Annotated in this window: 12 protein-coding genes; 4 read left to right on the forward strand and 8 right to left on the reverse strand. The window is 53.2% G+C overall.

Annotated features, from left to right (window positions below):
• Positions 1 to 201: 201 nt before the first annotated feature.
• Entirely contained in the window at positions 202 to 1,053 is an 852-nt protein-coding gene (hexR, locus tag QT231_RS17955) for a transcriptional regulator HexR (RefSeq protein WP_009286287.1), read from the reverse strand.
• Positions 1,054 to 1,379: 326 nt separating this feature from the next.
• Between hexR and QT231_RS17960 the strand changes: the two genes are divergently transcribed.
• Entirely contained in the window at positions 1,380 to 1,595 is a 216-nt protein-coding gene (locus QT231_RS17960) for a PA3496 family putative envelope integrity protein (RefSeq protein WP_022521120.1), read from the forward strand.
• Positions 1,596 to 1,744: 149 nt separating this feature from the next.
• Here QT231_RS17960 and QT231_RS17965 read toward each other — a convergent pair whose 3' ends face one another.
• Together QT231_RS17965 and QT231_RS17970 are read right to left on the reverse strand one after the other, a co-directional pair.
• Complete coding sequence (locus tag QT231_RS17965; RefSeq protein WP_308338202.1) at positions 1,745 to 3,088, reverse strand: sodium-dependent transporter; 1,344 nt, start codon at positions 3,086 to 3,088, stop codon at positions 1,745 to 1,747.
• 155 nt (positions 3,089 to 3,243) lie between these two features.
• Positions 3,244 to 4,098, reverse strand: a complete 855-nt coding sequence (locus QT231_RS17970) for a DUF72 domain-containing protein (protein ID WP_308338203.1) — start codon at positions 4,096 to 4,098, stop codon at positions 3,244 to 3,246.
• A 203-nt stretch (positions 4,099 to 4,301) separates the two neighbouring features.
• Between QT231_RS17970 and QT231_RS17975 the strand changes: the two genes are divergently transcribed.
• The gene (locus QT231_RS17975; RefSeq protein WP_308338204.1) at positions 4,302 to 5,663 is read left to right on the forward strand and encodes a VOC family protein; all 1,362 of its coding nucleotides are present in this window, start codon (positions 4,302 to 4,304) and stop codon (positions 5,661 to 5,663) included.
• On the opposite strand, the gene QT231_RS17980 is transcribed toward QT231_RS17975, so the two are convergent.
• The 5 genes from QT231_RS17980 to QT231_RS18000 all read right to left on the reverse strand — a co-directional run bounded on the left by QT231_RS17980 (position 5,660) and on the right by QT231_RS18000 (position 10,335).
• On the reverse strand, positions 5,660 to 6,454 hold the full coding sequence (locus QT231_RS17980; protein ID WP_064234005.1) for an IclR family transcriptional regulator C-terminal domain-containing protein: 795 nt from the start codon (positions 6,452 to 6,454) through the stop codon (positions 5,660 to 5,662). The two genes, QT231_RS17975 and QT231_RS17980, sit on opposite strands and share 4 nt — an antisense overlap.
• A gap of 84 nt (positions 6,455 to 6,538) precedes the next feature.
• On the reverse strand, positions 6,539 to 7,201 hold the full coding sequence (locus QT231_RS17985; protein ID WP_308338205.1) for an HAD family hydrolase: 663 nt from the start codon (positions 7,199 to 7,201) through the stop codon (positions 6,539 to 6,541).
• A gap of 73 nt (positions 7,202 to 7,274) precedes the next feature.
• On the reverse strand, positions 7,275 to 8,777 hold the full coding sequence (locus QT231_RS17990) for a tripartite tricarboxylate transporter permease (RefSeq protein ID WP_308338206.1): 1,503 nt from the start codon (positions 8,775 to 8,777) through the stop codon (positions 7,275 to 7,277).
• Positions 8,778 to 8,798: 21 nt separating this feature from the next.
• Positions 8,799 to 9,275 carry a tripartite tricarboxylate transporter TctB family protein gene (locus QT231_RS17995; RefSeq protein ID WP_308338207.1) on the reverse strand — a complete coding sequence of 159 codons (477 nt, stop codon included), beginning with the start codon at positions 9,273 to 9,275 and terminating at the stop codon, positions 8,799 to 8,801.
• 58 nt (positions 9,276 to 9,333) lie between these two features.
• Positions 9,334 to 10,335, reverse strand: a complete 1,002-nt coding sequence (locus QT231_RS18000; protein WP_308338208.1) for a tripartite tricarboxylate transporter substrate binding protein — start codon at positions 10,333 to 10,335, stop codon at positions 9,334 to 9,336.
• Positions 10,336 to 10,813: 478 nt separating this feature from the next.
• On the opposite strand from QT231_RS18000, the gene QT231_RS18005 reads away from it, so the two are divergent.
• Entirely contained in the window at positions 10,814 to 12,658 is a 1,845-nt protein-coding gene (locus QT231_RS18005) for a TIM barrel protein (RefSeq protein WP_308338209.1), read from the forward strand.
• Positions 12,659 to 12,804: 146 nt separating this feature from the next.
• Positions 12,805 to 13,263, forward strand: coding sequence for a type II 3-dehydroquinate dehydratase (aroQ, locus tag QT231_RS18010; RefSeq protein WP_064233999.1), 459 nt, complete (start codon positions 12,805 to 12,807; stop codon positions 13,261 to 13,263).
• The last annotated feature ends 143 nt before the right edge of the window (positions 13,264 to 13,406 follow it).

A 13,406-nucleotide genomic window follows, 5' to 3' on the forward strand; every position in this document is an offset into this window, starting at 1 on the left:
TATGCGCGGATACTCATCGGGGCCAGAGGCGCCAGGAGACGACGCCTCATGCACAGGCCGGATATATGGCAGCAACCTGTTCCTGCATCGATGACCGAAGCCTTGCAAGCAGGGAGGAGACCATATACGGGTTTACAGCGCCCTCGCGTAAGCCTGCCCTCGGCACCGAGGCTTATAGCTATGGCAGCGCTAAGACGCTAATTATTCTTCAGGAAAGCGCAGCGTGTTAAGGCTCTTTTTAACCGCTTTAAGCTGTTCGGCGAGTTTCGGCCCGCGGGTTTTGGCCACGCCGACGGCAAGCACGTCAATTAGCACCAAGTGGGCAATGCGTGAGCTAAGCGGCGTGTAAATCTCGGTGTCTTCGTGAACATCGATATACAGCGGCAGGCTGACTTCTTCGGCCAGCGGCGAGCCGCTGGGGCACAGGCCAATCACCGTCGCGCCCGCTTCACGGGCCAGGCGCACGCTGGCAACCAGCGCTTTGGTGCGGCCGGTTTGGGAAATGGCCACGACGACATCGCCATCGTTCAACGTCACCGCCGACATATTCTGCATATGCGGGTCGGCGTAGGCCGATGTGGAAATCTGCAGGCGGAAAAACTTGTGCTGGGCATCAAAGGCCACGGCGCCGGAAGCCCCAAAGCCATAGAACTCAACCCGGTTGGCCATCGCCAGGGCGTTAACTGCACGACCCAGGGCGTCGTTATCCAGCCGGTCACGAACCGAGAGCAGTGTACCCACCGTCGAGTCAAAGATGCTGTGGGAAAACTCAGCGACCGAGTCGCTATCGTTCATGGAGAACTGCGCAAACTGACTGCCGCTGGCCAGCATTTGCGCCAGCTGTAGCTTGAAGTCCTGAAAGCCATTGCAACCCAGCGCACGGCAAAAGCGCACCACGGTAGGTTCGCTAACGGTGGCTTCGGTGGCCAGATCCACAATGCGCATGTGGATGACCTCTTCGGGGTTGCGCAGTACAAACCGCGCCACTTTTTGCTCGGAGCGTCGAAAGTGCTCCATGCGGCGTCTCATTTCATCGAACAGGGCGCGACTCACGTTCAGCTCCTTGGGTGCTCAGCCAGCAGGTAGTCAACAGTACGCCAATATACAATCGTTTTAAACGACCGTTTCTGCCTATCTGCTCACTGTAATACTTCGTAGTGCTTCAATGTGGTATTTACAGTATGCCTCAATGAGTCCATAGGGCCACGAACTATTGGGCAGCATTCCAACAGCGTTTAAAGGTCGTTAGTCAGTTTTTTTAAGATTGGTCATCATTTTGTCAAGTAGGGTATAGTAATAATTGAAGTGCCGCACTGCATCATAACAGTCGTCACGGATGCAGGTGGACGAAGGCATATTCATCTGGAGGAACGTCGATTATGAGAAACGTCGAACGAATCACCTCGGTTAAAAGCGAATTGCTCGACATCTTCATGAGTATGGAAGTCGATGAGCACGCTCAACGTCAGCGCAGCGCTGCCCAGCGCAGCTTAAGAGCACGGCGGGGTATTGAGCTTCATCGGGAATTTCAGAAGTTATCGCGGGATATCGCCCCCTTGCCCGATGAAGATCGGCAAGAGAGCGAGTTGCACTGATTTTAAGGGCGCCGAAAAGTTTAAGGACGCCAAGAGCTTAAACGCGCAAATATTATCTTCGCAGAACCATGCTGCCCTGCCGGTTAGCAGGGCCGTGGCGGTTTAGTCTTTACCATTAGCTGAACTGGAATAAGCGCTTAGACAAGCGCTTAAATCAGCCCTGTTACGAACACGGCAATAACGCCAGCGGGCGCTACATAGCGCGCAATGATATTCCATACGCTCTTGCCCGTCGCCGAAAGGCCAAGCTCGGCTTCCACACTGTTGCGCTCCAAGCACCAAGCGGTGAATAGAATCGCCCCCAGTCCTGTCAGCGGCAGCATAATTTTGCTGGTCAGCGTATCGAGTAAATCAAACACGCCTAATCCAAATAGCACCGGCTCGCTCCACACGTTAAACGATAGCAGCGCCGCAATACCCAATAACCAAGCTCCCACTCCGGCCACAATGGTTGCCGCGACACGGCTTAGCGGCGTGCGCTCTTCAATGAACTCCACCACTGGCTCAAGCAGTGATATTGCCGACGTTAATGCCGCAAACGTCAGCAGTAAGAAGAACATCAGCCCCAAAATCGTTCCGCCTCCCATGTTGCCAAAGGCCAGCGGCAGGGTGACAAAAATCAGCCCCGGGCCCGAAGCGACATCCAAACTATTCGCAAAGACGATCGGGAAGATGGCTAAACCAGCGCCTAAAGCGATCACGGTATCCATGATGATAACCGTGCGGGCGGTTTGCAGCAGGTTGATGTCTTTGCCCAGGTAAGAGCCGTAAGCCATCATAATGCCCATGCCTAGCGAAAGGGTAAAAAAGGCGTGGCCCAGGGCGGCGAGCACGGTTTCTGCGGTGAGCTTGCTCCAGTCCGGGTGGAACATATACGTCAACGCTTCGCCAAAGTGGCCGGTTGTCATGCCGTAACCGATCAGCACCACCAGCAGCAGCGCGAGGACGGGCATCAGAATGCGTACAGCGCCTTCAAGGCCTTTGGTCACCCCACGGGCGACGATGCCAATGACGATCAGCATAAACACTGAGTGGCCGAGCAGCAGTAAGCCAGGGTCGCTTAGCATGCCATTAAATAGCGCGCCAATGCCGTCGGCATCCTGGCCGCTAAAAGCGCCACTCACCGAGTTAACGGTGTAGTAGAGCGACCAGCCGCCAATCACACTGTAAAACGACAGGATCAGAAACGCCCCAATAATGCCGCTGATGCCTACAATGGCCCATGCTCTAGGCTTTTTCGCCGTGCGTGCCAGCTCCGACATGGTGCTGGCAGGGTTCTCCTGGCCGCGCCGCCCCAATAGCCACTCAGAGACGAGAATGGGTAAACCAATCAGCGCGATACAGAGTAAATACACAAATACGAAAGCAGCGCCGCCGCTTTCACCCACCATATAGGGAAACTTCCAGATATTCCCAAGGCCCACCGCTGAACCAGCGGCGGCCAGCACAAAGGTCATCCGCGATGACCATTGCGCATGCGCAAGTTTCGCCATACATCACCCATTAAGTCGATTGTTGTGTAAGTTATTGCGTGCGGTGCACGCAAGTTTTCGGAGAGTAGAGTTAATGCCAGCGTACTTTTCCGAAAGTAAGCGCAATTTATCCGATCAAAAGCCAGCATGCCAGTTAGCTGGCCTAAAAAGGCGGACTAAAACAGCTGGCTTTGCTTTTCACCAGCGAAGGGAACAAGTGGGGGTAATGGCGTTACTTCTCCTAGCGCGTTATAGAGTATACGGGCCATGTGGGGGGACTCGCGGTTATCCGCAGTATGCACAAATAAGAAAGGGGTTTTCCCCTGACTTATCCACAGCTTTAGGCGGGCTTTCCAAGCAGTGAAGTAGCTGCTATTAATCGTTTTGTCAATATGGCCAATGAATCGAATCACCGGATAATTTGCCGTGGAAAGCACGTGTAGTGGGAGTTTCGGCTTTTCTTGCTGAGCGTGGGCCAAGCCCAAATGGTCATTTGCCGGAGTCGAGAAGAGCGGGCGCACGTCAAGCATCACGCGATTGGCTGAATAAGTTATCAACAGGCGGTTGAGGGCCGTTTCGGCAGCCCCTTTGTGGAAAAACTCAGGGTGGCGAACCTCGACCGCGCAAGGCAAATGGGCAGGCCAAGCTTTAAGCAGCGCTTCAAGTTGGGGAAGCTCTTGAGGGCCAAAATCACGCGGCAACTGCACCATGGTTGGCCCTAGGCGATCATGAAGCGGTTCTAGCGCCGCTAAAAATGCCCAAGCGTCTTCCAAGCGCGTTAACCGCTGATCGTGGGTGATGCTGGCAGGTAATTTAAAACAGAAGCGAAAGTGGGGTGGTGCTTGGCGCGCCCAGGCAGCAATAGTTTCTGGCTTTGGGGTGCCGCTATAAAAGGTAGTATTGCCCTCAACGCTGGAAAACACCGCGGCGTAATCGGTTAACAGCTCAGTTTTAGCGTGGCGTGGATAAAGGTTGCCCAACCAGTCTTGATTGGCCCACATGGGCAAGCCTAGATAAAGAGGAAGCGTCATGAGTGCCAGCCTACGTCAACAAGATCAAGCGCTAATATAACAGGCTAAGAAGCTTGGCTGTTAAGCGCTGAGAGCGGCTTTTAAATGGCTTTTATTTGTAGCAAGGCGCGGAAAAAGTGAAATTGTTAATGCCTCGATAGCGCTACTATGTAGGTACCACCCTTATATGGGCCGCTATAGCCGTTTACAAACAGGATAGCCCGATGAGTTCAACTTACGTTAGCAGTGATGAAATTCGCGACCAGTTTTCCCGCGCGATGTCGGCAATGTATCAGCAAGAGGTACCCCAATACGGCACCTTGCTGTCGCTGGTTGAGGCGGTTAACCAAACGGTATTAGCCGCAAACCCCAGGCTAAATAGTGAACTGCAAACCAGCGATGAGCTGGCGCGTATCAACATTGAACGCCACGGCGCTATTCGAGTGGGTAGCCCAAACGAATTAGCCATGCTGCGGCGCATGTTCGCCGTAATGGGTATGGAACCGGTAGGCTACTATGATCTAGCCGCGGCGGGCGTACCGGTTCACTCCACGGCGTTTCGGCCGGTGGCGGATGAGGCGCTTAAGCGTAATCCATTTCGTGTGTTTACCTCGTTACTACGCCTTGAGTTGATTGAAAAAGCGGAGCTCAGAGAGCAGGCGAGTGAAATTTTAAAGGCCCGCGATATCTTCACTGCCAACGTCAAAACACTGGTTGAGCGTTTTGAGCAGCAGGGCGGCCTAAGTGCCGAGGATGCCGAGCAGTTTGTGCAGGAAGCGTTGGAAACGTTTCGCTGGCACGACAACGCCACGGTCGATTTGGCGACCTATGAGCGTTTGCACGCCGAACACCGCTTAATCGCTGATGTGGTCTGCTTCCGTGGCCCGCACATTAACCACCTAACGCCGAGAACGCTGGATATTGATGACGTGCAGCGGCGTATGCCCAGTGTGGGTATTGACCCTAAAGCGACTATTGAAGGCCCGCCGCGTCGCGATTGTCCGATACTGTTGCGCCAAACCAGTTTTAAAGCACTGGAAGAGACCATCGCATTCGCGGACGCTGTTGAGGGTAAACACACCGCCCGCTTTGGCGAAATTGAACAGCGCGGCATTGCGTTAACCGCTAAAGGGCGTGAGCTTTATGACCGTCTGCTAGCCTCCGCCAAGGAAAATGCACCCATGGCTGCAGACAATGACGCCCATCAAGCGCATTTATCGGACGTGTTTAAAGCATTTCCCGATGATTACGCAACGCTGCGCGGTGAGGGGTTGGTGTTTTTCCACTACCAAGCAGTGCCGGGAGCCTCTGTGCAAGGGCCGGTTTCAGTTGAGCGGGTGGAGAGCCTGATCGAACAAGGCGCCCTCAGAGTTACCCCCATGATTTATGAAGATTTCTTGCCCGTAAGTGCGGCCGGTATTTTTCAATCCAACCTGGGTGGAAGCAGTCATGATAACTACGCCAGCAGCGCAAGCCAGCAGGCGTTTGAGCAGGCCCTGGGGAGAGCCGTCATCGATGAAATCGAGCTATATACCCAGCGCCAGCAAACATCGCTTGAACAGGCGCTGGTGAACCTGGCGGGTTAGCAGCTAATAGTGGTGCGAATTAGGCGGGCTTTTGACTGTAGGAGCGGCAAGTACTCTTTCAGTAGCGTATCTAAATCGATACGTGCAGCATTAGTGCTAATGTTGATAGCGCCCAATAGTTTGCCATTGGCATCAAAGGCCGGAACTGCCAGCGAGCGTAAGCCTGAATCCAGCTCTTGATCGGCGATGGCGTAACCTTGCTGGCGCGCCTTGTGAATACACTTTTTAAGCTCACTTTTGGTGGTAAACGTTTTATCGGTATAGCGCTCTAACGTCAGCCGCTCCAAGTAGGCTTCCAGTTCCGCTTCTGACAATTGAGCGAGCAGAACGCGCCCCATTGAGGTATGCGCTGCTGGCAAGCGAGTCCCTACGGATAGCGTAATGGCCATCAGTCTATGGCGCGCCGCTGAACGGGCTACATAGATAACCTCATCGCCATCCAGCACGCCTAAAGAGGATGACTCACCACATTCGTTGGTGATCTCCTCCAAATACTGCTGAATAGCGCTGCGGTAGTTATTGGCGGACAAAAACGAGTAACCCAGTTGAAGCACCCGCGGCGCTAGCTCAAAGTAACGCTGCTGTTTGCGTACATAGCCTAACGCGTGCAGGGTGAGCAGAAAGCGTCGGGCCTTGGCCCTGTTCATGCCCGTGCGCGCGGCCACTTCGCTAAGCGTCATGCGTGGGTGGCTTTCATCAAAGGCTAAAATCACTTCCAGGCCGCTTGCCAGCGCTGTCACGAAGTCGCGGTCATCGGGGGTCAACATTTCATCCAGAAGCTGCTCTTCCATCGGTGTCCACTCATCGGAATAGGCGTAAATTTAAAAGGCCAATATAGCATATTGTTCGAATAGCGAACATATATGCGCTGCTCGCTATAGAAGGTTGAGCGCTTGAACCAATGTGCATAGATCTTTAACTGTGACGACATCGTTTGGAAAAGGGGATTGAGCGGGATTTGCGGTGACACCAACAAAATGCGTTCCGTTTGAGCGTGCGGCGCGATAGTCATTATACGAATCGCCAATCATAACGGTGGCTTTCGCTGCCAGCTGGTGTCGGGTGAGTAAGTTGCGCAAGCCCGTGGCTTTATCCGGGGGCGCTCCCACCACTTCTTTAAAGTAAGGTGCCAATTGGCGCTGCGCCACAATAGCCTTGAGTTCCTGTTCGGGTGTGGCAGAGAGCAAATACTGCGGACGTCGGTTGTGCCAATCATTTAAAAATTCTAGCGCTCCAGGAATCGGCGGTGCGGCCAGTAAGCGCTCTTCGACACTGGCTTTAAATTGCTGACAAAGCGCCTGGATACGGGCGTTACTGGCTGGTTTGCCCAGTATATGCTCCTCAATATGGCGAAACTTGACCTCTCTAGGCTGGCCACCGCGGCGGCTAAGGTAAGCCACAACGGCGCGGTACTGGCCTTCAGGCGCCTGACGATATACGTCGGCAAACGCCTGGCGCTTTAGCGTTGCGGAATCGAGAACAACGCCATCGAAGTCAAATACCAATGTGTATGAAGGGATCGTATCGTCATCACTCACGGAGCTGCTCCGCTGGCCAGATTCCAAGCAAAAACGGCACTATACCTGGACGGTAAGTGCCGTTATACGAACGTTAGCTACGTTTGAAGCGTGAATATAACCAACCTTTGAGGGGAGTGTTGCCCAGTAAAACCAACACGATTACCGAGGTAAGCACTAACGACAGCGGGTTGTTTACCAGCGCGAGCAGGAAGTCGACACTGCTGTCGCCGACCGATGACATGGCCTGGCGGTAAGACTGATCCAGCAGCGGGCCAAGGATAACACCCAGAATAATCGGGCCCATCTGAAAACCGAACATCTTCAACCAGTAGCCCAAAATGCCAAAGCCTAGCATCCAATAAACTTCTGTCATGCTGCTGTTAAGCGAGTAGGTACCCACCACACACAGCACCAATATCAGGGGGATCATAATCGCTTTTGGCACTTCAACAATCTTTGAAAAAAGCTTAATACCGGTTAGTCCAAAGATGAGCAGAAAAATATTGGCCAATGCCAAGTTGCCGACCGTAAACCAAAAGATATACGGCGTCTCGATCATCAGCATCGGGCCTGGGTTCAGACCATGAATAACCAGGGCACCGATAATAACGGCGGTGACCGCGTCACCCGGCATGCCGAGGGTAAGCATAGGCACGTAAGCGCCACCCACCGCGGCGTTATTGGCGGTTTCAGGCGCCACAAGCCCTTCATACGCACCTTCGCCAAAAGGCACTTCAGGGTTTTTAACGGTGCGCTTGGCGTGGTCATAGGCAAACAGTGACGCAATATCGCCGCCGGTGCCCGGCAGTGCGCCAACCACGACGCCGATAATAGAGGTGCGTAATGAGAGCGGTAAGAACTTGAGCACCATATTAAGAGGCGGAACGATCTTATCAACGTTCTGTTTAACGGGCACTTTGGCTATATTGTGCAGCTGGTAAAATGCTTCCGCGACCCCAAACAGGCCGATCATGACGACGACGTAATGAATCCCGCCCAGCAGCTCCATACTGCCCATGGTGAGGCGTGGCTGGGCGGTGACCATGTCCATGCCGACCAAGCCAATGGTGGCGCCCAGGGCGACAGAGAAAATACCGCGTGCCAGTGATTTGCCCGACAGTGAGCTGACCAATAGCAAGCCCATGGCGGCGATTAAAAAGTAGTCGCGGGGGGCAAACTTAAGCGCAAGGTTGGCAAGGTGTGGGGCCGTAGCAGCGAGTACAACAACACCGATCAAGCCACCAATTACTGACATTACGGTACTCAGACCAATTGCTTTACCCGCTTCCCCTTTTTGGGCTAACGGGTAGCCGTCAAAGGCGGTAGTGACCGCTGATGGGGCACCAGGAATATTGAGTAGGATAGCCGTGCGCGAACCGCCGTAAACGCCACCAACATAAATGCCCACCATCAGTGCTAGCGCGTTATTAATCTCCCAGGAAAACGTAAAGGAAATCAGAATGGAGACGGCCATCGTAACCGAAAGGCCGGGAATAGCGCCGATATAGATACCGGCAATAACGCCAAGGGCAGTCAAGCCCAAGAGACCTGGATCAAGCCAAGCCATGAGCAGATAGGAGAAGGTATCACTCATTGGATGCCTCGGGTTTCATAATCAAGGGAGATAGACTCGAAACACTATCGTGAAAAGCACATAAATTACCGCAATGGCGAGAGAGGCAATCACTAAAGAGCTAATGACTTTTCCTTGGCGATAATAAATGAACATAGCGGCTAAAAAGATAAAGGTGCTTATATAGAAGCTTGTCCAGACGATGGCGACTAAATAAAGTATCGATACTATCGAGAACACCACAATATGTGGTTTAAAATGCTCATTTAAAAATACTTTAAACTCTTGGGCCGCGCTGCGAATTTGGGGATCTCGCTGCTTGCGTCGATGGCTGAAAAGAATCGCTATTGAGGAGGCCAGCATTATCAAGGCCAGACCGACAGGAAAGGAGCCAGCGGAATTTAGCTGCACCCCATTATCGATACGATAAGCCTCGTAGAGAACGCCGACACTAAACAGCAACAGCAGCCAGTCGAATACTTTCTCACCCGCCCGAACGCGCTCGATTTTTTTAGTCATACAGAGACTCCAAGGGGACAGGTGATTAGCCTGCCCCCTAAGTCATAGGAAGATAGCGTTAGGGGCGTGGAATACCCAGCTCTTCAGGGGATTTCTCGACCGCATCCGCTTCGAACATTGACCACGCTGTGACAGATTGCCAGTTATCCAGGTATTGCTGCGCTTCTTCACCGTTGAGGTTGAGCGATTCGCCACCAAAGTTAGTCAGGAATTCTTGGAAACCATCGCTGGCAACGGCCTGCTCGTAAGCATCTTCCAGGGTGGCTTTAACGTCATCGGGTGTATCTTTATGCACAAAGACACCCCAGAACGGCCCCCAGGGCAAGAATGAATCGAGTCCAGGAAGCGCATCGGTAATCGGTGGAACGTCCGGTAGATCTTCCAGCTCTTCGCTACCCAGCACGGCCAGGCCCTTCAGGCGGCCAGCGCGGATCTGTTCGGCCACCGCAGAAAGACTTAGCGGCATAAAGTCGATATGTTCACCCAGCAGGGCTGTAACGCCTGGGCCATCGCCGCCGAAGGTCACTGTACGCACATTAAGATCGTCGACAGAGTTGATCATTGCGTGAATCGTACTGGGCAAACCACCGGCACCCGTTCCGCCCATTTTGAGCTCGTCGGGGTTTTCGTGGGCGTACTCAAGCAGCTCCGCAAAAGTATCGAAGGGGCTATTAGGATGGGTCGCGATGACAACCTGGCCCTGGCCGATAATATTGATAGGGTACATATCATCGTAGGTGAAATCGGCTAAGCCCATCAGTGGGTATAGCTGGGGGTTCTCAGCACCAAACAGCAGGTTATAGCCGTCAGGGCGCTGGCGCATGACATGGTTCATGCCAATAACGCCGGTACCGCCAGGGCGGTTGGTGAGAACAATCGTGGTATCCAGAACCTCTTCCACGTGGGGGGTTAGGCTGCGCACCACGTTATCGGTAGCGCCCCCGGCTCCCCACTGGATGGTGCCTTGGATATTACGCTCAGGGTAATCGGCGAGGGCGCCACCCGCGACGGCCAAGGAGCCGATGGCGATAGCCAACTGGGTGAAAAGTGACTTAGTCATTATGCTTATCCTCCAACAAATTATTATATTAGTGCTGCTTAATGGCGATTTTAGTTCGCCTTGCGAACTTAAGTACTTAAGGCGAACACTAGAGGCCGACATGGTGGCTGTCAATCAACAAACCTTTGTATAAGACCAAGGTTTAATATTGCGATGGCCAATTAAGCTCAATGTAAAACATGCTTGTTTAGCCGGTAGCAATAGAATTGTGAATGTATTAAGCGTCATTTCTACTCACAATATTTCTATTAACAATAAATCTCTATTTCGTATAGTAAAAGTTTATAACTGATCCAATGTGGGCAGATGGGAGTGCTGGTTGCCAGACACCCCACCCTATCGTGCATAATGCGAACTAAAGAACGTTATGCGAACAATGGTCGTTTGTACGGGAAGCCATTGGCTCAACCATAGCGACACATAATAGCGTCGTAGTGCTAAAGCACATTCGCTTGAATGCACTACCTGGGAGGAGGCTATGCGCGCCATTGCCACTGTTTGTCTAAGCGGAGACCTGCGGACTAAGCTGGAAGCCATCGCCCGTGCCGGATTTGATGGCGTAGAAATCTTTGAAAATGACCTACTTTCCTTCGATGGCTCACCCCAGGAAGTGCGTGCTCTGTGTGAGCGATTGGGGCTAAAGATTGTTGCCTTTCAACCGTTTCGCGATTTTGAAGCAATGCCGGAACCTCAGCGCAGCCGCAATCTAAAGCGCGCCGAGCGTAAGTTCGAACTGATGGAGCAGCTAGGCACGGATTTTTTGCTGGTGTGTAGCAATGTATCCCCCCAGGCCGTGGACAATATGGATCGCGTAGTGGCCGATTTGCGCGAGCTTGCCGAACTGGCAGCGAAGTGGAATATTCGGGTAGGGTTTGAAGCGCTGGCCTGGGGGCGGCATATCTCTGACTACCGCGATGCCTGGGAAGCCGTGCGCCGAGTCGATCACGCTAATTTGGGCATAGTGCTCGATAGCTTTCATATTCTCTCCCGCGGTCATGACCTCTTAGCCATCGGCAAAATCCCTAAACAAAAAATCTTCTTCGTCCAGGTGGCCGATGCGCCGCTACTGGATATGGATGTACTGCAGTGGAGTCGCCACTTCCGCTGCTTCCCCGGCCAGGGGCGCCTAGCGCTGAAAGCCTTTATGGCTGAACTCGCCAAAACCGGCTACGACGGTCCGCTGTCGCTGGAAATTTTTAGCGATGCCTGCCGCGCCGCGCCAACTGAAATCACCGCACTGGATGGTCTTCGCTCGCTCATTCTGCTCGAAAACCTCATTGAGAATGGTCCCTGGGCAAGCCCTATTCCCCCAGCGCCCAGCTATAACGGCATCCACTTTATGGAGTTTACTCTCGATGAAGAGAGCGCCGCGCCTCTGGGCGAATTTATCGATGCACTGGGCTTTCGCCATGTGGGCCGCCACCGCTCCAAAAATGTCGAACTCTGGAAGCAGGGCGAGATTCATCTGGTGCTCAATTTTGAAACGGACAGTTTTGCCCATACTTTCCGGTTGCTTCACGGCACCTCGGTGTGTGCGGTAGGTTTCCGTGTTGATGACGTTGAACGCGGGTTGGCGCGTGCAAAGGCCTTTAAAGCACAGACATTCCGTGGTCAGGTGGGCGAGGGCGAGATGGAAATCTCAGCGCTGCGGGGCATAGAAGGTAGCCTGGTATATCTGGTGGATGATCAAGCAGCTGAGGACTTGCAATGGCGAACCGATTTCGAGCTGTTTGATCAAGAGAGCCGCAATGAGGCCGGTCTTACTCGGGTAGATCATCTCTCTTACGTACTGCCCGCTACGCAGCTACTCAGTTGGCAGCTGTTTCACCGCACCGTATTTGGTTTCAATGCGGCTGCGGAGAACGAGATTATCGACCCAAGAGGCATGATGATCAGCCAAGCGGTGATTAGCCCCGAGCAGACTATTCGCATCCCACTGACGGTTTCGCAGGCCCAGGATACCCAGCCAGGGCGTTTTCTGAGCGAGTTTCGCGGTGGTGTGCAGCAGATCGCTTTTGAGAGCCACGATATCTTCGCCACGGTGGATGAACTCCAGGCGCGCGGCTTGCCGCTGCTGAAAATTCCGCAGAATTACTACGACGATCTTGAGGCGCGCTACGGGCTGGAAGATGAGCTGTTAGAGACCATGCGTAAGCGCAATATTCTGTTTGACCGCAATGATGAGGGCGACTTCTTCCACGCTTATACCGAAACGTTCTCGGGCCGATTCTTCTTCGAAATCGTTGAGCGGCGTGGCGCTTATCAGCAGTTTGGTGCTGCTAACGCAGGCATTCGCTTGGCCGCTCAGGCTGCGCAGCGCTGATACGCGGTGTTAGCCTATTTGTGTCTCAAGGCGTCGACGCCCGTAAGCTGTTCTGTAAAGATAAAGCCAAGCGCGAGGCGGCTGAACAGCAGCCAGCCACGCTATTTTTCCCTCGACCATCGTGAACTGCTCAAGGAAAATGCTATATGAGCCAAGGTAAAGTGTTAGTGCTGCATGGCCCTAATTTGAATTTGCTCGGCACTCGGCAGCCGGAGATTTATGGCTACGAGACCCTGGAAGACGTCAATAACGCGCTGCGGGAAAAAGCCGTGATGGCTGACTGGGAGCTAAACTGCCTGCAGAGCAACCACGAAGGCGCGCTGATTGACGCCATTCATGCGGCGCGGCTGGATGGCACCCAGGCGATTATTATCAATCCCGCTGCCTATACCCACACCTCGGTGGCCATTCTGGATGCGCTGAATGCCTTTGAAGGTAAGGTCATCGAAGTGCACATTTCCAATGTGCACAAGCGGGAAAGCTTCCGCCATCACTCCTATGTGTCGCTGCGTGCCGATGGCGTTATTGCCGGACTGGGAACTCAAGGCTATCAGGCGGCTTTGGACGCAATTATGTTATCCATGCTTTCGGCGAGTACTGCATAAGGTGAGATTTCAATAGCGGGGAAAGTTGTTATGGCGTAGCTGGAAGCTGGTTAGCGGTGAGAATTTTGCTGCGCCCTCTATGAATATTTGCTAATTCTGATTTATGAAGCAGAGTTTGCTAATTATCTTACTAAGTTAAATAC

It is taken from the genome of Halomonas sp. SpR1, assembly GCF_031010175.1.
Lineage (GTDB): Bacteria > Pseudomonadota > Gammaproteobacteria > Pseudomonadales > Halomonadaceae > Vreelandella.

Excerpts from the sequence above, each read along its gene's own strand:
- QT231_RS17990 (WP_308338206.1), bottom strand. The coding sequence starts at position 8,777 with ATGAGTGATACCTTCTCCTATCTGCTCATGGCTTGGCTTGATCCAGGT.
- QT231_RS17980 (WP_064234005.1), bottom strand. The coding sequence starts at position 6,454 with ATGGAAGAGCAGCTTCTGGATGAAATGTTGACCCCCGATGACCGCGAC.
- QT231_RS17960 (WP_022521120.1), top strand. The coding sequence starts at position 1,380 with ATGAGAAACGTCGAACGAATCACCTCGGTTAAAAGCGAATTGCTCGAC.
- QT231_RS18005 (WP_308338209.1), top strand. The coding sequence starts at position 10,814 with ATGCGCGCCATTGCCACTGTTTGTCTAAGCGGAGACCTGCGGACTAAG.
- QT231_RS17975 (WP_308338204.1), top strand. The coding sequence starts at position 4,302 with ATGAGTTCAACTTACGTTAGCAGTGATGAAATTCGCGACCAGTTTTCC.
- QT231_RS17965 (WP_308338202.1), bottom strand. The coding sequence starts at position 3,088 with ATGGCGAAACTTGCGCATGCGCAATGGTCATCGCGGATGACCTTTGTG.
- aroQ (WP_064233999.1), top strand. The coding sequence starts at position 12,805 with ATGAGCCAAGGTAAAGTGTTAGTGCTGCATGGCCCTAATTTGAATTTG.
- QT231_RS18000 (WP_308338208.1), bottom strand. The coding sequence starts at position 10,335 with ATGACTAAGTCACTTTTCACCCAGTTGGCTATCGCCATCGGCTCCTTG.
- QT231_RS17970 (WP_308338203.1), bottom strand. The coding sequence starts at position 4,098 with ATGACGCTTCCTCTTTATCTAGGCTTGCCCATGTGGGCCAATCAAGAC.
- QT231_RS17995 (WP_308338207.1), bottom strand. The coding sequence starts at position 9,275 with ATGACTAAAAAAATCGAGCGCGTTCGGGCGGGTGAGAAAGTATTCGAC.